A 20,999-nucleotide genomic window follows, 5' to 3' on the forward strand; every position below is an offset into this window, starting at 1 on the left:
AACACGATTGGTATTATACTTCGATCGTGAATTGAAAATAAGGATATAGAATGTTTCGTGTTTTGTTCGTCGCAGCGATTGTGACTGGCCTCGTTTCATGTTCAACCGTTGAACCTATTTCTCTACCAAACGGCGTGAAATTCATTGAATCTCACTCACCGAAAGACGATGAAATTGGCGTAGCGTACAACAAGTATCAGCTCGACAATGGCCTGACCGTTATTTTTCACGAAGACAATTCAGACCCCCTGACGTATGTGAACGTGACCTATCATGTTGGTTCTGCGCGTGAAGAGCCGGGTATGTCTGGTTTTGCACACTTTTTTGAACACATGATGTTTCAAGGATCTGTGCATGCGCCAAACGACCTACACACTAAGCTTGTGGATGCCATGGGCGGCAACATTAATGGCGGCACCAACAGCGATAGCACACGCTATTACAATACGGTACCGGCCAATGAGTTAGAAAAAATGCTCTGGCTTGAAGCCGACCGAATGGGTTTTTTACTGCCAGCAGTGACGCAAGAGAAATTTGAAGTGCAACGTGCCACAGTGAAAAACGAGCGCGCTCAACGTTACGACAACGCACCTTATGGCATGGTTTGGGAAACCACATCACGAGCCATGTATCCACCAGAGCATCCATATGCTTGGCCAACCATCGGTTATGTCGAAGATTTAAACCGAGTGGGCTTAAATGATTTACGCGCTTTTTTCTTACGTTGGTACGGCCCAAACAATGCAACGCTTGTGGTGGGTGGTGATTTTAACCAACAAGATGCATTGAATTGGGTGGCTAAGTACTTTGGCTCCATTCCCCGAGGCCCAGAAGTTGAGCAAGCGCCAAAGCAGCCCGTTGTGTTAGAGCAAGATCGATACGTGACGCTGCCCGACAATATTCATTTACCGTTATTGCAGATGTCTTTTCCAACGGTATATGTGCAACATCCTGATGAAGCGCCATTGGACTTTTTATCTCAGCTCTTAGGCGACGGAAAGACGTCTTTATTGTATGAAAAATTAGTGAAAACAGGATTGGCTGTTCAAGCTGGAGCATCGCATCCATGTCAAGAATTGGCTTGTACATTCAATGTATACGCTATTGCCAACCCTGCTTCGGGGGCAAGTTTATCTGATTTAGAAGGCATTATTCGAAATACTTTAGACGAATGGGCACAACAACAACTTGAACCTCAAGCGCTGGAAAAATATCAGCGTATGTTTAAGGCTGATACCGTGTTTAGTCTAGAGAGTGTGGCGGGTAAATCGTCGCAATTAGCAACCAATCAAACGCTTTTCAATAACCCTGATACCGTCGCGTATGACCTGAACCGATATGGCAGTGTTACGCCAGAAGATGTCAAACGAGTATTCTCTGAATACCTTGTTGATCGCGGTGCAGTGGTGTTGAGTGTGGTGCCAGAAGGGCAAATAGAATCCGCCGCTAAACCTCAAAACTATATGTTGCCAGATGCATTGAAACCCACTGATGCGCAACTGGCTCATTCTGAAGTGAAGGCGCCAGAAATTAATGACAGTTTTGACCGCAGTGCGTTGCCGCCCACAGGCGGGCCCATTGAGGTGACTCCGCCAAAGAGTTGGGATTTACAACTGAAAAATGGCATTGCAGTGAAAGGTGCGTCTAACTCTGAAATCCCTATTGTATCGGTGCTGTTGAGCATTGAAGGTGGGCCGCTGTTAGATCCGAAAGACAAAGCGGGCGTGGCTGCATTTACAGCAGCAATGATGACCGAGTCGAGCCAAATACGTAGCTCGGAAGAGTTGGCAGACGCGCTAGAGAGCATGGGCAGCAGCGTGCGTTTTAGTGCCGCAGGGCGTAGCACCAATGTTTCGATTACCAGTCTTGTGGAGTTTCTTCCTGAAACGCTAGAAATAGCAGAAGAAATGTTGTTTACACCAGGCTTTACAGAAGCCGATTTCATGCGATTAAAGCAGCAAAAATTGCAGCTTTTGAAGAATGCTGAAACCAATCCTAAGTCAGTTGCGGGACAAGCGAAACGCCAATTGTTGTGGGGTAAACAGACTCGCCTCGGAACACCCGATGGGGGTACGTTAGCATCGGTACAAGGTATTTCTTTGGATGATGTGAAGGCTTACTACCACGCCAATTATTCGTCAAAAATGGCATCTATTGTGGTGGTGGGGGATATACAACCTTCTCAAACAAAGAACGCATTGGCATTTTTAGAACAATGGCAAGGTGAAACACTTGCGTTGCCAGAGGCTACTGCTGGAGTCACTTCGCACCAAGGTAAAATAATGCTGGTGGATCACCCCGGAGCAGCTCAGGCTGTCATGGTGGTGAGTCGCCCGTCATTGCCGTTTGATGCCACTGGAGACTACTTTAAACTGGGCTTAGTAAACTACCCATTTGGTGGTAGTTTCAGTAGCCGAGCTAACCAAGTGTTACGCGAACAAAAAGGCTACACATACGGAGCTTTTTCAGGATTCAGTGGTGGCAAGCAGCAAGGTAATTTCAGTTTGTCGGCGAATTTGTTACAAGAGCAAACAACCGAAGCGGTGCTCGAAACGTTAACGCTGTTGAGTGATTATGCGCAACAAGGGCCAACGGACGTAGAAATCGAAAACATGCGTTCAGCAGTCACTCAAGGCGAAGCGCTGAGTTATGAATCTACGCGTCAAAAAGCATCGTTATTACGTCGGATCCAATTGTATGATTTAGCTGATAACTTTAGTGCTCAGCAAACACAAATTATTGAGACGATTCCAAATGAAGTGTTGGCAAAGTTAGCGCAACAATGGATGGACCCTAAACAGATGTTTGTGTTGATCGTTGCCGATGCTAAGACCGTGGAAGCCGATTTGCATCAGATCGAAGGTTGGACTGTTGAGCGTTGGAGCGTGAAATAGCTCATCAGGCTAGAGTCATTATTTATGGGCTTTATGGTGACTTAAGTCCAATTGTCGCGAAATAAATATAAGGTGAACCGGGTCTGTCCGGTTACACCTGAATAAGTTGGGAATTGCATTTTGAATCAAGATATTTCGGAGCGTTTAGCGCTTTTGTCTGAGACTGATATCAGTCGCACACTGCAGCCGCTTCAACGTGGTATTGAAAAAGAGAGCTTGCGCATCGATGCCGCGGGCAGTTTGTCTCGAAAGCCGCATCCGAAAGGACTGGGCTCAGCGCTCACGCATCCTGCGATTACCACAGATTTTGCAGAGAACTTGGTTGAGTTTATTACGCCGGTGAGTTCCAACATTGACGACAGCTTGTCGTTACTGACCGATGTGCATAAGTTTGCGCTCAGCAATATGCCAGATGAACAATTTTGGCCGATGAGCATGCCCTGCTATGTCGATGGAGAGCAGACTATTCAACCCGCCCAATACGGCACATCGAACATTGCGCAGATGAAGACCCTTTATCGCAAAGGGTTGCACCTCCGTTATGGCAGCATGATGCAAATTATTTCGGGTGTGCACTACAACTTTTCGATGCCCGATGAGTTTTGGCCGGAATGGCAACGCATTAAAGACCAAATGGATATGAGCGCCGATGAGTTCCGTTCTCATAGTTATATGGGCTTGTTGCGCAATTATTATCGTTACGCGTGGCTTATTCCTTATCTATTTGGAGCATCGCCAGCTTTATGCAGCTCTTTCATTAAAGGTAAAGAGTCGGTTCTACCATTTAAAAAAGTGGGACAGGGCACCCTATATTTACCGTATGCAACGAGTTTACGTTTGAGTGATTTAGGGTATACCAATAGCAGTCAGTCTGAACTATACGTGTGTCATAACTCACTTGAAGACTATGTAAAATGCCTTCAAAAGGCGATTTCAACGCCGTCGAAAGAGTATGATTCATTGGGCTTGAAAAATGCTCAAGGCGAGTATCAACAGCTCAACACCAACGTGCTTCAGATTGAGAATGAACTGTATTCTCCTATTCGCCCGAAAAGAGTTGCCAAGTCAGGAGAGACACCAACGCAAGCACTGCGCCGCGGTGGCATCGAGTACATTGAAGTTCGCTCGCTCGATGTGAATCCATTTTCACCCATTGGTATCGACAAACTCACCATTGCATTTGTCGATTTGCTGTTATGCATGTGCTTGTTTGAAGACAGTGGCCCAAGGGATCAGGACGATCAGCAACGCGCCAAAGATAACTTAATGAAAGTCGTGCTTGAAGGTCGTAAACCTGGACTTATGTTAACTCGTAAAGCTGGAGAGGAAAGTTTGCAAAGCTGGGCTTTAGATATTTTCGATCGCCTAGAGCCCATCGCTAAGATGTTGGATCGCGACCAGAAAACGCCTATCTACCAGCAAGCGTTGCATGCTCAGCGTCGCAAAGCTCAGCACTCAAATTTAACGCCCTCGGGTCGCATTTTGGAGCGTTTGTTGTCATCAGGCGAAGATAACGGCAAGTTTGGTATTGAGTTAGCCCAAAATTACCGTAACTTACTAAGTAGCATTCCTTATGGTGCCAATACCGAAGATTACTGGAATAGTGTTGCGGCTGAATCATATGTGCAACAACAAGCGATCGAAAAGTCGGATGATGTGTCGTTTGAGGATTTCTTAAAAGACTATTTTGAGCGCAACCAACAACCCTTTACGGGTTAAATATACCGAAGCGTATGTGCTGATCATTAGGCAAAAAAAAAGGGCCTCTTTTTCAAGCGGCCCCTACATACCCAGGGGAAAATGATAGGGATATAAAGATGAACAATGCGATAAATTCCGTTCATTAATTAAGACGTTAGATATCAACGAAAGTTCAAATAAAAATAAAATAAATTTGGATCGCAGCTAGCTAAATAAGAAATTATGAAAAAAAGCCTTTTTCAACATGTAGTTATCGTAGTTGTTATGGTGGCAATGAGCGGTTGTTCAACCACTCCGCCTGCGAACCCAGAAAACCTGTGCGATATATTTCGTGAAAAGAGTGATTGGTACAAAGACTCTGTGCGAATGAGCGAAAAATGGGGCGTACCCATCCAAGTACCTATGGCAATGATGTATCAAGAGTCGAGCTTTAGACACGATGCTAAGCCCCCTAAAGATTATATCTTCTTTGGGCTCATTCCTTGGGGGCGAGTGAGTAGTGCCTACGGTTACTCTCAAGCCAAGACCATGACTTGGGCTGATTACCAGCGCGAAACTGGACAATCGGGTAGCCGCTCTGATTTTGGTGATGCCATTGATTTTATGGGCTGGTTTATTACCAAAACCCACAAGATCAATGGTGTATCTAAATGGGATGCTTACGCTCAATACCTGAACTACCATGAAGGCTGGGGGGGATACCGCCGTAAAACTTATAACAGAAAAGCATGGTTAAAAGATGTGGCTCGCAAAGTTGAACGACGCGCTAGCACTTACGGAACCCAGTTGAGAAGTTGCAAAGACGAACTCGACGGCGGTTTTTGGAACTGGCTATTTGGTTAAATAACTTTTTCTCTAATCTAGCAATGTCATTTCGACAATAAGTGTCGATGCCTTCACATTTGTCCTGAAAATAAGTGTCTATTGTTTCCCTCTCACCTTAAAATGAAAGCGCTTACAATTTTTAACAGAGGACAGTTAAATATGAGGTTCTTTCGTGCATTAGCGATACTTGCGGTAGCGAGTGTTGCATTGACGAGCGGTTGCTCCCAATCAGATTCTAATTCAACTTCTGGATCAGACCTTACTCCATCGTATATCGCCAATCAATTTCGCGTTGAGCGCGGCGTGAACGTGAGCCATTGGCTTTCTCAGTCTGATGTTCGCGGCGAGCAGCGTGATCAATACATGCAGGCTGAAGACTTTAAGCTCATTTCCGAGCTGGGATTTGATCATGTTCGACTGCCGGTAGACGAAGAACAGCTTTGGAATGAGCACGGAGAGCGTCAACAACAAGCGTTTGACTTAATGCACCAAGGTATCCAATGGTCATTGGAGCAGGGGCTTAACGTGATTGTTGACCTTCATGTACTCAGAGCTCATCATTTTAACCGGCCTGATTCACAAAAGATTTGGACCGACGCGAAAGCGCAACAGCAGTACATTCAATTTTGGCAGCAACTATCTGAAGAGCTGAAACAATATCCTTTAGATCGTGTTGCTTACGAGCCACTTAATGAAGCCGTAGCGGACGACAACGAAGATTGGAATAAGCTGATCAACTGGGTGATCTCTGAGGTGAGACAACTCGAGCCGAATCGGACTATTATTATGGGCTCGAATCGTTGGCAACAAGTGGAAACCTTTGAAGCACTTCAGGTGCCGCAAAACGATCCGAATATCATGTTGAGTTTTCACTATTACACGCCATTTAACCTCACCCATTATCGTTCACCGTGGACAGCCAATAAAGATTATACCGGACCTGTGTCATATCCGGGGCAGACGGTATCGAACGAAGACTTAGCTGCACAACCTGCTGAATTAGCGGCCCATCTAACTGGCAACAACGGCACCTTTGATCGTGAGGTTATGGCTAAACATATTGAACAAGCTGTTCGTGTTGCGCAAAAGCATGGCTTAAAGCTCTATTGTGGTGAGTTTGGCGCATTCCCTACAACGGACTTAAGCATGCGCCAAGAGTGGTACCGCGACTTGATGTCTATATTTAACCAATATGACATCGCATGGGCGCATTGGAATTATAAGAACGATTTCCCCCTAGTCAGTGAGCAATTAGAACCAGATGATAGCCTGTTGGATATCCTACTTGAGAAGTAAGAATGTAGTTGGTTGAACACAAGCAGTAATATAAAAGCCCGCAAATGCGGGCTTTTTATGGCTAGCGTAAGTCGGGTAGCAGCCGTTTGAATTTCACCGGAGGGGTAATGCGGGCTTGCTTCACCATGTTTTCAGACACCTCAGTAATATCAATGGTGTAGAGACCAATCTTAACGGTGATCTGTGAGTCGGGAATGTCTTCCAAGTGCTCCAGAATAAGTCCGTTGAGCGTTTTAGGGCCGTCGGTGGGCAAGTCCCATTTGAGCTCTTTATTGATGTCTCGAATATTTGCAGTGGCGTCCACCAAGAAACTACCATCACCTTGAGGCTTCACTTCATCACTTAATGTTGGGCCCGTGCTAGTGGTAAAGTCGCCCACAATCTCCTCGAGAATATCTTCAAGTGTTACTAATCCTTGAATGTCACCGTATTCATCGACGACTAAACCAATGCGCTCTTTATTGCGCTGAAATTTAAGGAGCTGAACGTTAAGCGGTGTGCCTTCAGGAATGTAGTACAAGGGACGAACGGCTCGAAGCATTGAGTCTTTCTCAAATTCTCCCTTAGCCAGCAGGCGGAGCGCATCTCGGCTATGAATAAAACCTACTGCATCGTCAATTGTATCTCGATACACCAATACTTTGGTGTGCGATGTGGATACCAGTTGACGAGATAACAGTTTCCAGTCGTCATTAATGTCAAAGCCCACAATGTCACTGCGCGGAATCATAATGTCTTCAACGGTGACTTTTTCCAAGTCTAGAATCGACAGCAGCATATCTTGGTGACGTCGAGGAATCATTTTGCCTGCTTCGTGCACAACGGTGCGCAATTCTTCGGAGCTCAGGTGTTCATCTGAATTTTGATCGGGGCGAATACCAAAGAGCAGGAGTAAACCATTGGAAATGGCATTGACTGCCCAAACAAATGGGTAGAACACCACCATCAGTGGCCGAAGAATAAAAGACATTGGAAAGGCCACACGCTCGGGGAAAAGTGCAGCAAATGTTTTAGGCGTCACTTCGGCAAAAATAAGGACGAAAAAAGTCAGTACAAAAGTTGCCACTGCAATCCCGTAATCACCGTACACCCGCATACCGATAATGGTCGCAATGGCCGACGCCGATATATTGACAAGGTTATTACCAATAAGGATTAATCCTAGCAGTCGATCGGGACGATCTAACATACCTAATACGCGTTTAGCCGAAGGGTTATTGTGCTTTGCTTGATGGCGAAGTCGATAACGATTAATCGACATCATGCCTGTTTCAGAAGCAGAAAATAGCGCTGATATAAAAATCAGACCAAAAAGTAGCCCGAGCAGGGTACCTGTGGATATGCCGTCCAAGTATGGCGTTCCTATATAGCGTATGAAGCATGATTTAGCAGTATCTGGCCCACTGCTGTCAAGTGTTACCCATCACAATCAAGCATGAAGTCTGAAATTGTTCAGTTTAACAGCACTTCTTTAATGAAACGGCTGCCAAAATACGCAAGTGTCAGCACTCCTGCAGCGATAATGCTGAGTATGGCCATACGGCGAGAAGAAACACCGGTACGAAATTTTTGCACCAACATGATGGCATATAACAGCCAAGCAATGATGGTGAGAATCGCTTTGTGCCCTTGCCCCTGTCCGAAGAAGCCTTCCAAAAATATAGAGCCCGTCATGATGCTTGCAGTCAGTATGGCAAAACCAAGTTTCAAAATTGCTTCTAATTGACGATCAACCACCATCAGCGGAGGCAGACCACTGAGCGACGCATGTTGTTTCAAACGATAGTCGATCACCCACACTTGTACCGCCATTAATGCGGCCACCATCAAAATACAATATGCAGCTAACGCCAGGCTTACATGCACGGCCAAGCCGGTGTGCTGGCCCAAGTGAGTCACGTAGTGAGAGGTTTGTACCAACTCAGGAAGTTGTGCTGCAGCGGCAAGGAGATAAACAGGCGGCAACAATAGCAGCGAATTAAATGTTCGGTGGCCAATGGTGAGCCCGGTTGCTATTAGCAGTGTGACTAATGAAATCAGATTGGTAATGCTTAAGTCGAGCCCGTTTCGGTATGCAAGCCCCGACACAATAAGAGTAGCGTGAAGCACTAATACTGGGGACGCGAGCAACACAGGGTTGGCGAGTTTGGCTTTTGGCCTAAACCACTGTTGCCAGAAAAAAGCTGAAATCAGCACATACCCTGCCATTACAACGGCGCCTAATATCGATTGATCCATGGCTATTTTGTGTGCTCCAAGCTTGCAAAGACTGCTGTTCGAATGGGTTTAATCGTACTCAATAACAGAATACCAAGGCTCAATGTGCTGAGCCACATTGGCAATAGTGCTGCATGAGCATGTTGTTGTTCTACCAAATCAAGTGCGCCATCGGCAAGCATTGAATCGAGCAATACGCCCGATAGCAATGCGCCTAACATCACAGTAATGATGTATTTCCACATCACGCTGTTGCCGAGCTCGTTGCGAAGCACAGCAATAGTAGACACATTTGTTGCAGGGCCTGCGAGTAAAAATACCAAAACGGTGCCCGGTGATACTCCGGCTAACATGAGGCCCGCTGCAATTGGGGTTGATGCACTGGCACAGATATACATAGGGATGCCTATCACCAACATGATTCCCTTCGCCACCCAGCCACTGCCCCACGTTGCTAACCACTCGGTGGGCACGAACGTTTGTACCGCTGCTGCAATCAGCAACCCAACCGCTAGCCAAAGAAGAATGTCGTCGAAGAGCTGACCAAATGCGTATTGAATCCCGCTGAGTGCTTTGTGTGTCTTACTTTGAGTGCGCCCAGACGCGTTTTTAGGTGAGCAGCAACTTGAAGTGGGCGGCTCTTTAGCTTCGGTCTTAGAAGCGCAACAACTTGTGTTTGATGAGTGATGAGAATGCCCATGCGATGATGTTGATGACGATGCAACTGTTTGCTCGGACTCAGTTTTATTCACCCAAATACCCGCGCTAAGAGCGGTAAGCACAGCAGCCACGGGCCTGACGATAGCCATCACAGGCCCCATCATGGCGTAGGTCAATGAAATCGAATCAACGCCAGTTTCTGGCGTTGAAATTAAAAATGAAACTGTTGACCCCTTGCTCGCGCCATTGCGGCGTATTCCTAATGCCACTGGAATCACGCTGCAGCTACACAGCGGCATAGGCGCGCCCAATAAGGCGGCTTTCGCGACAGGTACAGAGCCCTTGCCTGCAAGTTGTTGGCGAACCCAACTTTCCGGTAAAAAAGCTTTGATCAGGCCTGCAATCACCAAGCCCAATAATAAATAGGGCGCAGCATCTAAGCTAAGGCTCAGTAAATGATTGAGAAATTCCATTTGTTTCTCCTTGCATCGAAGGGTCGAGTATACCTTAACATTTACTTTAAATAATCGGGCTCTTGATAGGGTTAATGACTGGCCCCATGTCATCAGTATATAAATTGGCGTATAATCGGTCGGCTAAGACTTATGACCGTTTTCTATTTCGTTTAATCCGGACTTTACGATGTTTGACAATTTGACCGAGCGTTTATCGCAAACTTTAAAGAATGTCACCGGCCGTGGCCGCTTGACAGAAGATAATATCAAGCAAACGTTGCGTGAAGTTCGCATGGCATTGCTTGAAGCCGATGTTGCTTTACCTGTGGTCAAAGACTTCGTCAATCGTGTGAAAGAAAGAGCGGTTGGTCAAGAAGTCTCAAAGAAATTGAACCCTGGCCAAGCCTTTATCAAAATTGTTCGAGATGAGCTTGAAGCCACCATGGGTGAAAGTAACGAAGGTTTGGACCTTCGTGCTCAGCCTCCTGCGATTGTATTGATGGCGGGTCTACAAGGTGCGGGTAAAACCACAAGTGTGGGTAAGTTAGGGCGCTTTTTAAAGGAGCGTGAGAAAAAATCTGTATTGGTGGTCTCCGCTGATGTCTATCGTCCAGCGGCGATTAAACAGCTTGAAACCGTGGCTGGTGAGGTTGGCGTTGATTTTTTTCCATCAACGGTTGAACAGAAGCCTATCGACATCGCCACTGCGGCCATCGAACATGCACGTAAAACATTTGCTGACGTGGTTCTGATTGATACCGCCGGTCGCCTTCATGTTGATGAAGATATGATGGGCGAGATTAAAGATCTACACGCGGCAGTGAATCCCATCGAAACGCTGTTTGTCGTTGATGCAATGACCGGACAAGATGCCGCTAACACGGCAAAGGCATTTAATGATGCGTTGCCGCTTACAGGGGTGATTTTAACCAAGACCGATGGTGATGCCCGTGGCGGTGCTGCTTTATCTGTCCGTCATATCACAGGCAAGCCTATTAAGTTCTTAGGTGTGGGCGAAAAGCTCGATGCACTAGAACCTTTCCACCCTGATCGTGTGGCCTCTCGAATCTTAGGAATGGGCGATGTGTTATCGCTCATCGAAGAAGTTGAGCAGAAAGTTGATAAAGACCAAGCCGCTAAAATGGCTGCCAAACTCAAAACTGGTAAAGGCTTTGATTTGGAAGACTTTCGTGATCAACTCGCTCAGATGCGCAACATGGGCGGCATGATGGGCTTGATTGATAAAATGCCGGGCATGGGCAACATGTCTGAGCAAATTAAAAACAAAATGGATGACAAGATGACGGTTCACATGGAAGCGATTATTAGCTCCATGACGCCGTTGGAGCGTCAGCGCCCAGATATTATCAAAGGTTCGCGCAAGCGCCGTATTGCTGCCGGTTGCGGATTACAAATTCAAGACGTCAACAAGCTGCTGAAGCAATTTACGCAAATGCAGAAAATGATGAAAAAAATGTCAGGCAAAGGCGGTATGCAAAAAATGATGCGTGGCATGAAAGGCATGATGCCCCCGGGAATGGGAGGCATGCCGCCTCGCTAGGCGCAATGTTATGGCTAAACGCATTCATTACACGTATCGCTCAGAAGATAAGGTCATTGCCTTTGCGAATGACCGCTTTACTAACATGTTTGAGGCGATCGCTGCTGCAGAAGGAATCGATTTAACTTCATACTTGCGCATGGAGCAACAAGTTGAAATGACTTCCAAAGACAGCAAAGCCGTTCGTGACTATCGAGACCAAGAGTTCAAACGGATGGGATTTAAAAATATCCGATTCGTGAAAGAAAAGTAGTCACGTTGAGTGGCGAAAGGCTTCCTGTTTTGGAGGCCTTTTTTATCTCAACAGGATTCGCCCAATGACGCTGTAAAGCGATGGCGGCCAAGCCCCGCGTAAACCTCAAACCTTGTCGCGATGCTGACTGAATATTCCCTTTCTCGGTTTTGCTTGCATTATGACCAGTTTCTAGTAAAATTCGTCGGCTTCCCGCAGGGGGTAGATTCCTTTGTGGGGAAACACTGGAACCGCAAACCCCTATTTTAAGAGATAGAGGACGGTATGGTAACCATTCGTTTACAACGTGGCGGCGCTAAAAAAGCACCGTTTTATCAAATCGTAGTCGCAGATAGCCGCCGTGCTCGCGATGGCCGTTTCATCGAGAAAGTGGGTTTCTTTAACCCAGTTGCTCGAGGTCAAGCAGAGCGCTTGCGTTTGTCTTTAGACCGCGTAGATCACTGGATCGGCCAAGGTGCGCAAGCATCTGATCGTGTCGCTCAGTTGATCAAAGAACTACGTAAAGCTCAAGAAGCTTAAGGTTTAGGAGTGGCTATGTCCGCTGATACGATTGTTGTAGGGAAAATTGGTACTCCTTACGGCATCAAAGGTTGGGTGAAAATCCACTCTTCGACCGATTCGATTGAAAACATTTTCGACTACAAACCCTGGCTGATTCAGCACGGTGGTAGCCAATTGGAAATGACTATCGAAACTTGGCGCTGGCACAATAAGGGCCTAGTCGCAAAGTTTGATGGTATTGATGATCGCAATGAGGCAGAGCGCCTGACAAATGCAACAATTACGGTGCATGAGTCTGTTTTGCCTAAACTCGAAAACGAGTTTTATTGGCGTGACCTTATTGGTTGCGAAGTGATCACCACCAAAGGTTACAACTTGGGGAAAGTCGAAGGACTGCTAGAAACCGGCTCAGCAGATGTGCTGCGTGTGAAAGCAAATCCAAAAGATGCATTCGGTCAAACAGAAAGATTAATCCCCTACATTGACGGGCAATTTGTGTTGGACATTAACATGGTCGACAAACAAATTACCGTTGACTGGGACCCTGGCTTTTAAGCCGGGGGATTATTATGTGGTTTGGTGTAGTCAGTTTATTTCCGGATATGTTCCGGTCAATTTCTGAATACGGAGTAACTGGCCGAGCGATTCGCAATGAAATCATTGAACTTCATTGCTGGAACCCTCGTGATTTTACTCATGACAAACACAGCACAGTGGACGATCGCCCTTATGGTGGTGGTCCAGGAATGCTGATGATGGTTCAACCCTTACGTGATGCAATTCATGCAGCGAAAGCTGAAGCAGGTAAGGGGGCCAAAGTGGTGTATTTATCACCACAAGGGCGCAAATTAGATCAGCAAGGCGTGAGTGAGCTTGCTCAACACGACAAATTGATCTTGGTTGCCGGTCGCTATGAAGGCATTGATGAACGTCTTATTAAGGCGGAAATCGATGAAGAATGGTCGATTGGTGATTATGTGCTTAGTGGCGGCGAGTTGCCGGCAATGACTCTTATTGATGCAGTGTCTCGTTTCGTTCCAGGAGTTCTGGGCAAGCAGGCATCGGCAGAACAAGATTCATTTACCGAAGGCTTGTTGGATTGTCCTCATTATACTCGCCCAGAAGTGTTAGATGGGATGACGGTGCCCTCAGTTTTATTGAGTGGCAATCATGAACATATACGTCGTTGGCGTTTACAGCAGGCTCTTATTAGAACCTACGAAAGACGTCCCGACTTAATTGAAGGTCTAGCTCTGACTGACGAGCAAGCCAAGTTGCTTGCATCCTATCTCGAAGAGAAGGAATAGCCTCGGTTACCTAGGGTGGAAAATATGAGTAATATTATTAAGCAGCTCGAAGACGAGCAATTAAAAACAGACGTCCCAGGCTTCGCGCCAGGCGACACTGTTGTTGTACAAGTAAGAGTTAAAGAAGGCGACCGCGAACGTCTACAGGCGTTTGAAGGTGTAGTGATTTCTAAGCGTAATCGCGGCCTGCACAGTGCTTTTATCGTTCGTAAAATCTCAAACGGCGAAGGCGTTGAGCGTACTTTCCAGACTCACAGCCCACTGATTGATAGCATCAGCGTTAAACGTCGCGGTGCAGTACGTCGTGCTAAGCTGTACTACCTGCGTGAACGTTCAGGTAAGTCTGCGCGTATCAAAGAAAAGCTCAACTAAGACTTTGTTTAATTCGGTTTCCGGTTCCAGTACCAAACAAAATAGCCCGCGAATGCGGGCTTTTTTGTGTCTAAAATTCAGCTGAGATCGATGTTTAGATCGGACGCCCGCTTTTCCCCTAATTTTTAGCTTAAATCCTCATCGTTGCTTGAGCTATTGCTTCCTAATACCAGTTCATAATCGCTTAAGGTTGAGTGAAATAATTGTTTAACGGAGTCTGTGAATGATGAGTGAATGGTCACGATAGTAAATCACGATTCTTTGATTTGGTTCAGCCTAGATTTACATTCGAGCTTTTACTCCAAACGCTTTCAGCGTACAATTGTTAGCTCAAATTTTAGAGTAACCTTTCGTGAGTGATCCAATGGCCCACGTCCATTTAATTCATCAACTGTGGCAGCGCATTGACGCGCAGCCAAGCCGACCCGCATTACGTTGGCAAGAAGCGAATCAATGGATGAGTATGAACTGGCTTGAATTAGGCGATCAAGTTTGCCGATGTGCAGATGCGATAAATCTAAGTCACTATATCCACAAAGCGCATATTGGGATCTTTTCTCGCAACATGCCTCAATGGACGTTGGCCGACTTAGCGATTTTAGCCGCGGGCCATGCATCGGTACCCGTTTATCCAACGAACACTTTAGAGCAAACACGCTATATCTTAAAGGATGCGGGTGTTCGCGTGTTGTTTGTGGGTGAAATAGAACAATACCATAGTGCGCTTGAGTTGCTTGACGAGGGCACACTCGACCAGATCATTACATTCGACGTGCCTCGCCACGAAATCGATCACCCCAAAGCCATTAGTTTTGAAGACTTTTGTCAATTGGCCAATGCCGGCTACATGAATCGCACGCGAGCCGTCACAGCAAAGCAATCCACTGATGAGCTACTGACCTTGATTTATACCTCTGGCACCACCGGAGAACCCAAAGGTGTGATGCTCGACTATGCAAACTTTGGTGCTGCATTTGAAATGCATGATCAGCGTATTCGCGTCACCGAAAAAGATGTGTCGTTGGCGATGTTGCCGTTAAGCCATATCTTTGAGCGAGCTTGGCATCACTATATATTGTATCGCGGTGGAGAAGTCGTTTATATACGAGATCCACAATCGGTGATGGATGTGATTGAAACCGTTCAACCGACTTGTATGTGTTCTGTACCTAGGCTTTATGAGAAGGCCTACGCCATGATTCATGGCCGCTTAGAGCAAGCATCATGGTTTAGAAAAGCGCTGTTTCGATGGGCGACCCAAGTTGGCGAAGCTGAATTTGATGCGCAAGTGAAAGGTGTTCAAACGGGGTGGATACACCGACTGAAACATAAAATTGCCGACCGCCTTGTGTTGCGTAAAGTGCGAGCTCGATTTGGAGGTAGAACTCGTTTGCTTCCTGCTGGTGGCGCGCGTTTAGCCGATGATGTGAATTGTTTCTTCCAAGCGATGGGAATGAATATTATCCACGGTTTTGGTTTGAGTGAAACCACAGCAACCGTAACTTGCTATCCGGGGCCTCAATTTGAAATGGGCTCCATTGGCACCCCGCTTGATGGTATTGACGTTAAAATAGCGAGTGATGGTGAAATGTTAGTTAAGGGGCCAACGGTAATGCGTGGTTACTTTAATAAACCTGAAGCCACCGCCGAAGCTTTTACCGAGGACGGCTATTTTCGAACAGGCGATGCGGGTATACGAAATGAGTATGGCACGCTGTTTTTTACCGAGCGCCTAAAAGAGTTGATGAAAACTTCCAATGGTAAATACATTGCGCCACAACGTGTGGAAGGGGCTATTTCCAAAGATCCAATGATTGAACAAATTGCTGTGATCGCAGATGCGAGGCACTTTGTTTCTGCATTGATTGTTCCCTGTTACACCTCGCTGGAAGCGTATGCCATTGAAAAAGGCATTCAGTTTCGAGCGGTATCCGATTTACTTGATCATGAAGCCATACAAGACTATGTGAGGCAGCGAATTCAAGCGGTGCAGCAAGAGCTGGCAAAATTTGAACAAGTCAAACAATTCACCTTGTTACCGCAAGCATTTTGTATGACTCGAGGAGAAATAACGCCCACTCAAAAGTTACGTAGAAAAGTAATTGAGTCGCGTTTCTACCAAGAGATTGATGCGATGTATACATCTTCTCCTATGGCACGCTAAGTACTATATGGCTCGTTTGGGAGCGAGCCATATAAGTTAATGATGAAACATAAGTTAATGGGGAAGTCGAGTGAGTGGGTTCACTGTAATATCTGGCTCTAAATCATCACTGAGCATCGGTTTACCATACAGATATCCTTGTGCGTATTGGCAGCCGTTATTGACTAGCCAATAAGATTGCTCTTCGGTTTCCACGCCTTCTGCAATAATCTTTAAATTGAGCTGCTTGCCCAATTCAATAATGACTTTTGCAATTGCTTGGTCGGTTTGGCTTTGATTGAGTTCGGTAATGAAGCTTCGATCAATTTTGAGTTTGTCGATGGGGAACCTGTGTAAATATGACAACGATGAATACCCCATACCAAAATCATCAATAGCGAGTTTCACGCCAAGCTCTTTGAGCTTGTTTAATACTGCAAGCCCGCTTTGAGCATTTTTCATTAACACACCTTCGGTGATCTCCAGCTCAATATACTCGGGTGGTAGTGCTTCATTTTTCAGCATTTGTTTGAGTTCACCAACGAACTCTGGATGCTCAAATTGACGAGGAGAGATGTTAATGGCAATGACGATAGGACGGTCATTGTGGTACCAGAAAGAAGCTTGCTGAATAGCGTTGTAAGTCACCCAGTGACCAATCTGTTGTATTAAGCCACATTGCTCTGCTACGGGAATAAACTCTGCTGGGTTAACGTGCCCTAATTCCACATTATGCCAACGCAGCAATGCTTCTGCGCCTACAATCCTTTTCTCTTTTAAATCAATTTGAGGTTGATAGTGCATTGTCAATTCGTTTGACTGAATTGCATGCGTAAGCGCCTGTTGAATGGCTAATCGTCGATGACGTTTACTTTTCATTTGTGGCGAGAAAAACTGCAGCGAATCCTGTCCCTTATAACCCGCTTCAGCCAGTGCGGTATAGAGCTGATCCAACGCTTGTTCAGGCGTTGTGCTGGGGTCAATTAAAGTTGCGCCACGTTTCCATTTGGGATGGTAGTCTCCCACTTGAGTTTTAATTGAACGTGAAACTTTTTGTTGAATAAGATCAGTGGTGATATCAACATCCGTTTCATCACTTACACTTCCTGATAGTAAGTACACACCTTTACCACTTCGGTAGATTTGAAACGAATGAAATTTCAATACGTTTAGAATGCTTTGAAGATGCTCAGAAAAAGCGACATGAATTTGCTCAACAGTATTGTAGCCTTGTCCTGCTGAGTAAATATCTAGGTTGCTCAATTCAATCGCAGCGAGCAGCAGCTTGCCTTTTCTTCGGCGTCCTAAATCGAGCAATAATTTTGATTGATTGGGTAAGCCAGTAACTCGGTCATGGAAGGCTCTGTGGCGGAAGTAACGACTTGCTCTCCAATATCGGCGTAGTGCTAGAAATGCCAGATATAGCATGAATAGTATAGCGACAGCTAAATACACAGAACGCAACTGTGCTGCTACTAAAAGCTCTAATGTTTGTGCTTCTTGAGATTCGACAGTGTTAATCACTTGAATTATTTTTTGTTCAGTAAGCGTTGATATTTGTGCATTTTGCAGGCTAATACTCTCGAGTAAATCGACCGGTTTTGTTCGTGTTGACGTGTCAGACATCGAAGCGTAGCGCAAACGTTGTACATCGGTTTTTATGTCATTCCACAACTTATCAAATTTTGGATCGTCCACGCTTTCAATGATTTCGTCGAGTGAATTTTGAATGCTTTTTAATCGGCTGCCCCCCGATAGTTTCGGGCCACCATACCAAGCCAATAGTTCATGATGGTGCAGTGTTAATTGCGCTTTAGCGTCGTTCAAGTGATGCAGTAAAGGCAGCCGTTCACTTAACATAGTCTGACTGGTGGTTTTGAGACGTTGGTGGACTTGGTAGCCATCTAATATGAGTAATGTTAGCGGCACAATAAATGCAGTGGCAAATAGAACTTTGAAACGGTTTGGATGTTCTGAATTAGACACCAAAAAACGATAAACTCTTGCTTTTACAGCGAGTTTCAATCGTTTGAAGCGGTTATGCACAGGAGCTAGGGTCATATTTCTGCTTTTGTGTTAACTCTGTAAATAATTATGTACGCGTGTATTTTATTGTGTACACGCTTGATTTTTTGCATCAACTAAAAGACACTGTAGAGCATTGGTTATAGACATTTAGACTAATTTAGTCATTTAGTACAAGGGTGTAAATTTTGAAGGACACTGTAAACGACATTCATATTCAATCTGAACGAGTCATGATGACTCCTGCTCAGCTCAAAGCACTTTACCCTGCTTCAGATACCGTGTTGGATTCCGTTATCGCATCGCGCAAAGTTATTTCTGACATTATTCATCATCGTGATCCACGCTTATTGGTGATCTGCGGCCCTTGTTCGATTCATGATGAAAAAGCGGCCTTAGAATACGCAAAGCGCCTTCGTGATCTACAGGTAGCATACCAAGACTCGTTATACATAGTGATGCGTGTCTACTTTGAGAAGCCCCGCACAACAGTGGGCTGGAAAGGCTACGTAAATGACCCTCATATGGATGGCACTTTTGATGTAGAAACGGGGCTGAAACGCGGCCGTAGTTTACTCTTGAAGATTGCGGAAATGGGATTACCTATGGCATCAGAGGCGCTGGATCCAATTAGCCCTCAATACTTAGCCGAACTATTCTCATGGTCAGCGATTGGCGCTCGAACCACTGAATCTCAAACTCACCGAGAATTAGCCAGTGGCTTGTCGATGCCAGTAGGGTTTAAAAATGGTACAGATGGAAGCTTGTCTACCGCACTGAATGCTTTGCAAGCCGCCGCGAGTGGCCATAGTTTCATGGGGATCAACACCCTAGGTCAGGTTGCAGTGATCAAGACCGAAGGTAACCCTGACGGCCATGTAATTTTGCGTGGTGGCAAAGAGCCAAATTATTCGGACAAACATGTAGCAGAGTGCGAAGCTCTCTTGGACAAAGCAGGCGTAGTACCGAGCTTAATGATTGACTGTAGTCATGGGAATTCAAACAAAGACTACTCGCGTCAGCCAATTGTGGCTGATGATGTATTGGCGCAAATCAGTAACGGCAATCGTTCAATTATTGGAATTATGCTTGAAAGCCACATTAATGAAGGTAATCAGCCTAGCAACCAAAAACCTGAAGATATGGACTACGGTGTTTCGATCACCGATGCTTGTATCAATTGGAAGAAAACAGCAGAGTTGCTAGCAAAAGCTCACGCGCAAATGTTGAGTGCGATCCCTGACCGCCAAATAGCAGCAGTGTGAGCAAATAAAGGAAACAAGGAATGCCTGATTCTTTAAATTTGGATGAATTGCGTCAGCAAATTGATGACACTGACCAAGCGTTGCTATCTCTTCTGAAGCAGCGTCTCGCGCTAGTTCACGCTGTGGGCGAATACAAAAGCGAGCATGGCTTACCGGTCTATGTGCCTGAGCGTGAAGCTGAAATGCTAGCTAAGCGCCGTTCAGAAGCCGAGAAAATGGGGATTCCGCCAGACCTCATCGAAGATGTACTGCGCCGCGCAATGCGCGAGTCTTATAGCAGCGAGAACGATGCGGGCTTTAAAACTATTAAACCTACTGCCGGTGACATTGTTGTTGTTGGCGGACGCGGAAAACTCGGTGCGTTATTTGTAAAAATGTTCCGTTTGTCCGGCTATAAAGTGTTGGTGTTGGGGCGGGATGATTGGCATAGAGCTGAAGAGTTAGTCGGCAATGCCAGTTTGGTTGTGGTTTCGGTGCCTATTGATCGCACTGTAGAAACCATTGAGCGTTTACCTAAGTTACCGGCTGATTGCACATTGGCTGATTTAACCTCTGTGAAGCAACCTGCCATGAAGGCGATGTTAGCAAGCCACAACGGTCCTGTTGTGGGGTTGCACCCGATGTTCGGCCCCGATATTGCGAGCTTTGCAAAACAGGTCATTATCTTCTGTGAGGGTCGCAGCTCTGAACAATATAGCTGGGTGCTAGAGCAAATGAAGCTCTGGGGCAGTAACTTAGTCGAATCTAATGGCCAAGAACATGACGAAACCATGTCTTTGGTTCAAGCGCTTCGACATTTCACGAGCTTTGCTTATGGCATGCATTTGCAAAGCGAAAACGCTGATCTGAAACGTTTATTGGCGTTCAGTTCACCGATTTACCGTTTGGAGTTGGCAATGGTAGGGCGCTTGTTTGCGCAAGACCCAGAGCTCTATGTTGAAATCATTACCGCTGCGCCAGAAAACGTCAAAATGTTTAAGCGTTATTTGTCTAATTTTGGCGAAGCGCTGGAGTTACTAGAGCAGGGCGATAGTGACGCATTTGTGAAACGGTTCCGTGAAGTATCTGATTGGTTTGGCCATTTTGCGACTCAATTTCAGGCCGAAAGCCGTGACCTATTGTTAGCGGCTCACGACCGAGTGACGCATGACGACTGAGCAAAGTTGCATAGACTCGGGCCACATCGTTCGGGTTCGCTACTGTACAAAATGCCGATGGATGATGCGCGCAGGTTGGACAGCCCAAGAGTTGCTCACAACGTTTCAAGAAGAATTATGTGAGGTGGCGATTGGGCCGGGTCGTCAAGGTCAATTTGATGTGTGGTGCAATGACCAATTAATTTGGTGCCGCAAACGCGAAGGTGGCTTTCCAGAGCTCAAAGTATTAAAACAGCGCATTCGAGATGTGATTGCACCCACTAAAAACTTGGGTCACTCTGATCAAAGTGAATAGTGACGTGATTGTCGAGCACACTCAATATATGAAAAAGCCAGCGTTGTAGCTGGCTTTTTTATTTTGGTGTGT

18 protein-coding genes are annotated in these 20,999 nt (G+C 45.9%); 14 read left to right on the forward strand and 4 right to left on the reverse strand.

The window, feature by feature from the left end; translation table 11 throughout:
- The first annotated feature begins 50 nt into the window (after positions 1-50).
- The 4 genes from NAF29_RS12455 to NAF29_RS12470 all read left to right on the forward strand — a co-directional run bounded on the left by NAF29_RS12455 (position 51) and on the right by NAF29_RS12470 (position 6,716).
- Positions 51-2,894 (forward strand): M16 family metallopeptidase, encoded by a 2,844-nt coding sequence (locus NAF29_RS12455; protein WP_251261912.1) that lies wholly within the window; start codon positions 51-53, stop codon positions 2,892-2,894.
- Between the two features lie 120 nt (positions 2,895-3,014).
- Positions 3,015-4,613, forward strand: a complete 1,599-nt coding sequence (gene gshA, locus NAF29_RS12460; protein WP_251261914.1) for a glutamate--cysteine ligase — start codon at positions 3,015-3,017, stop codon at positions 4,611-4,613.
- A 204-nt stretch (positions 4,614-4,817) separates the two neighbouring features.
- A complete protein-coding gene (locus tag NAF29_RS12465; protein WP_251261915.1) occupies positions 4,818-5,438 on the forward strand; it encodes a transglycosylase SLT domain-containing protein in 621 nt (206 codons plus the stop codon).
- A 141-nt stretch (positions 5,439-5,579) separates the two neighbouring features.
- Positions 5,580-6,716 carry a glycoside hydrolase family 5 protein gene (locus NAF29_RS12470; protein WP_251261916.1) on the forward strand — a complete coding sequence of 379 codons (1,137 nt, stop codon included), beginning with the start codon at positions 5,580-5,582 and terminating at the stop codon, positions 6,714-6,716.
- Positions 6,717-6,777: 61 nt separating this feature from the next.
- Here the strand turns inward: NAF29_RS12470 and NAF29_RS12475 are convergent, their stop codons facing one another.
- The 3 genes from NAF29_RS12475 to NAF29_RS12485 form a co-directional block, all read right to left on the reverse strand.
- Positions 6,778-8,067: an HlyC/CorC family transporter gene (locus NAF29_RS12475; RefSeq protein ID WP_251261917.1), complete on the reverse strand. Its 1,290-nt coding sequence runs from the start codon at positions 8,065-8,067 to the stop codon at positions 6,778-6,780.
- Between the two features lie 101 nt (positions 8,068-8,168).
- Complete coding sequence (locus tag NAF29_RS12480; protein WP_251261918.1) at positions 8,169-8,954, reverse strand: cytochrome C assembly family protein; 786 nt, start codon at positions 8,952-8,954, stop codon at positions 8,169-8,171.
- Between the two features lie 2 nt (positions 8,955-8,956).
- Positions 8,957-10,066, reverse strand: a complete 1,110-nt coding sequence (locus tag NAF29_RS12485; protein ID WP_251261920.1) for an SO_0444 family Cu/Zn efflux transporter — start codon at positions 10,064-10,066, stop codon at positions 8,957-8,959.
- Between the two features lie 169 nt (positions 10,067-10,235).
- Between NAF29_RS12485 and ffh the strand changes: the two genes are divergently transcribed.
- The 7 genes from ffh (at position 10,236) to NAF29_RS12520 (ending at position 16,206) form a co-directional block, all read left to right on the forward strand.
- Positions 10,236-11,609: a signal recognition particle protein gene (gene ffh, locus NAF29_RS12490; RefSeq protein WP_251261921.1), complete on the forward strand. Its 1,374-nt coding sequence runs from the start codon at positions 10,236-10,238 to the stop codon at positions 11,607-11,609.
- A 10-nt stretch (positions 11,610-11,619) separates the two neighbouring features.
- Positions 11,620-11,862 carry a DUF2960 domain-containing protein gene (locus NAF29_RS12495; protein ID WP_251261922.1) on the forward strand — a complete coding sequence of 81 codons (243 nt, stop codon included), beginning with the start codon at positions 11,620-11,622 and terminating at the stop codon, positions 11,860-11,862.
- Between the two features lie 264 nt (positions 11,863-12,126).
- On the forward strand, positions 12,127-12,381 hold the full coding sequence (rpsP, locus tag NAF29_RS12500) for a 30S ribosomal protein S16 (RefSeq protein ID WP_251261923.1): 255 nt from the start codon (positions 12,127-12,129) through the stop codon (positions 12,379-12,381).
- Between the two features lie 9 nt (positions 12,382-12,390).
- The gene (gene rimM / locus NAF29_RS12505) at positions 12,391-12,918 is read left to right on the forward strand and encodes a ribosome maturation factor RimM (protein ID WP_349665577.1); all 528 of its coding nucleotides are present in this window, start codon (positions 12,391-12,393) and stop codon (positions 12,916-12,918) included.
- A 14-nt stretch (positions 12,919-12,932) separates the two neighbouring features.
- The gene (gene trmD, locus NAF29_RS12510) at positions 12,933-13,670 is read left to right on the forward strand and encodes a tRNA (guanosine(37)-N1)-methyltransferase TrmD (protein ID WP_251261925.1); all 738 of its coding nucleotides are present in this window, start codon (positions 12,933-12,935) and stop codon (positions 13,668-13,670) included.
- A gap of 24 nt (positions 13,671-13,694) precedes the next feature.
- The gene (gene rplS / locus NAF29_RS12515) at positions 13,695-14,042 is read left to right on the forward strand and encodes a 50S ribosomal protein L19 (protein WP_251261926.1); all 348 of its coding nucleotides are present in this window, start codon (positions 13,695-13,697) and stop codon (positions 14,040-14,042) included.
- Between the two features lie 352 nt (positions 14,043-14,394).
- Positions 14,395-16,206 (forward strand): AMP-dependent synthetase/ligase, encoded by a 1,812-nt coding sequence (locus NAF29_RS12520; RefSeq protein WP_251261927.1) that lies wholly within the window; start codon positions 14,395-14,397, stop codon positions 16,204-16,206.
- A gap of 54 nt (positions 16,207-16,260) precedes the next feature.
- Here the strand turns inward: NAF29_RS12520 and NAF29_RS12525 are convergent, their stop codons facing one another.
- Positions 16,261-18,246 carry a putative bifunctional diguanylate cyclase/phosphodiesterase gene (locus NAF29_RS12525; RefSeq protein WP_251261928.1) on the reverse strand — a complete coding sequence of 662 codons (1,986 nt, stop codon included), beginning with the start codon at positions 18,244-18,246 and terminating at the stop codon, positions 16,261-16,263.
- Positions 18,247-18,395: 149 nt separating this feature from the next.
- On the opposite strand from NAF29_RS12525, the gene NAF29_RS12530 reads away from it, so the two are divergent.
- The 3 genes from NAF29_RS12530 to NAF29_RS12540 are packed head-to-tail and all read left to right on the forward strand — an operon-like array spanning position 18,396 to position 20,927.
- Positions 18,396-19,475, forward strand: a complete 1,080-nt coding sequence (locus NAF29_RS12530) for a 3-deoxy-7-phosphoheptulonate synthase (protein ID WP_251262100.1) — start codon at positions 18,396-18,398, stop codon at positions 19,473-19,475.
- A gap of 20 nt (positions 19,476-19,495) precedes the next feature.
- Entirely contained in the window at positions 19,496-20,632 is a 1,137-nt protein-coding gene (gene tyrA / locus NAF29_RS12535; RefSeq protein WP_251261929.1) for a bifunctional chorismate mutase/prephenate dehydrogenase, read from the forward strand.
- Positions 20,622-20,927: an Rdx family protein gene (locus NAF29_RS12540; RefSeq protein ID WP_251261931.1), complete on the forward strand. Its 306-nt coding sequence runs from the start codon at positions 20,622-20,624 to the stop codon at positions 20,925-20,927. The genes tyrA and NAF29_RS12540 overlap by 11 nt, the downstream gene beginning before the upstream one ends.
- Positions 20,928-20,999: the final 72 nt, after the last annotated feature.

Origin of the sequence: Echinimonas agarilytica, from assembly GCF_023703465.1 — a bacterium.
Classification (GTDB): domain Bacteria; phylum Pseudomonadota; class Gammaproteobacteria; order Enterobacterales; family Neiellaceae; genus Echinimonas; species Echinimonas agarilytica.

Bases quoted from the DNA above. Each gene is read 5' to 3' on its own strand.
- NAF29_RS12455 (WP_251261912.1), top strand. From the start codon at position 51: ATGTTTCGTGTTTTGTTCGTCGCAGCGATTGTGACTGGCCTCGTTTCA.
- NAF29_RS12465 (WP_251261915.1), top strand. From the start codon at position 4,818: ATGAAAAAAAGCCTTTTTCAACATGTAGTTATCGTAGTTGTTATGGTG.
- NAF29_RS12470 (WP_251261916.1), top strand. From the start codon at position 5,580: ATGAGGTTCTTTCGTGCATTAGCGATACTTGCGGTAGCGAGTGTTGCA.
- NAF29_RS12480 (WP_251261918.1), bottom strand. From the start codon at position 8,954: ATGGATCAATCGATATTAGGCGCCGTTGTAATGGCAGGGTATGTGCTG.
- NAF29_RS12485 (WP_251261920.1), bottom strand. From the start codon at position 10,066: ATGGAATTTCTCAATCATTTACTGAGCCTTAGCTTAGATGCTGCGCCC.
- ffh (WP_251261921.1), top strand. From the start codon at position 10,236: ATGTTTGACAATTTGACCGAGCGTTTATCGCAAACTTTAAAGAATGTC.
- NAF29_RS12495 (WP_251261922.1), top strand. From the start codon at position 11,620: ATGGCTAAACGCATTCATTACACGTATCGCTCAGAAGATAAGGTCATT.
- rpsP (WP_251261923.1), top strand. From the start codon at position 12,127: ATGGTAACCATTCGTTTACAACGTGGCGGCGCTAAAAAAGCACCGTTT.
- trmD (WP_251261925.1), top strand. From the start codon at position 12,933: ATGTGGTTTGGTGTAGTCAGTTTATTTCCGGATATGTTCCGGTCAATT.
- rplS (WP_251261926.1), top strand. From the start codon at position 13,695: ATGAGTAATATTATTAAGCAGCTCGAAGACGAGCAATTAAAAACAGAC.
- NAF29_RS12525 (WP_251261928.1), bottom strand. From the start codon at position 18,246: ATGACCCTAGCTCCTGTGCATAACCGCTTCAAACGATTGAAACTCGCT.
- tyrA (WP_251261929.1), top strand. From the start codon at position 19,496: ATGCCTGATTCTTTAAATTTGGATGAATTGCGTCAGCAAATTGATGAC.
- NAF29_RS12540 (WP_251261931.1), top strand. From the start codon at position 20,622: ATGACGACTGAGCAAAGTTGCATAGACTCGGGCCACATCGTTCGGGTT.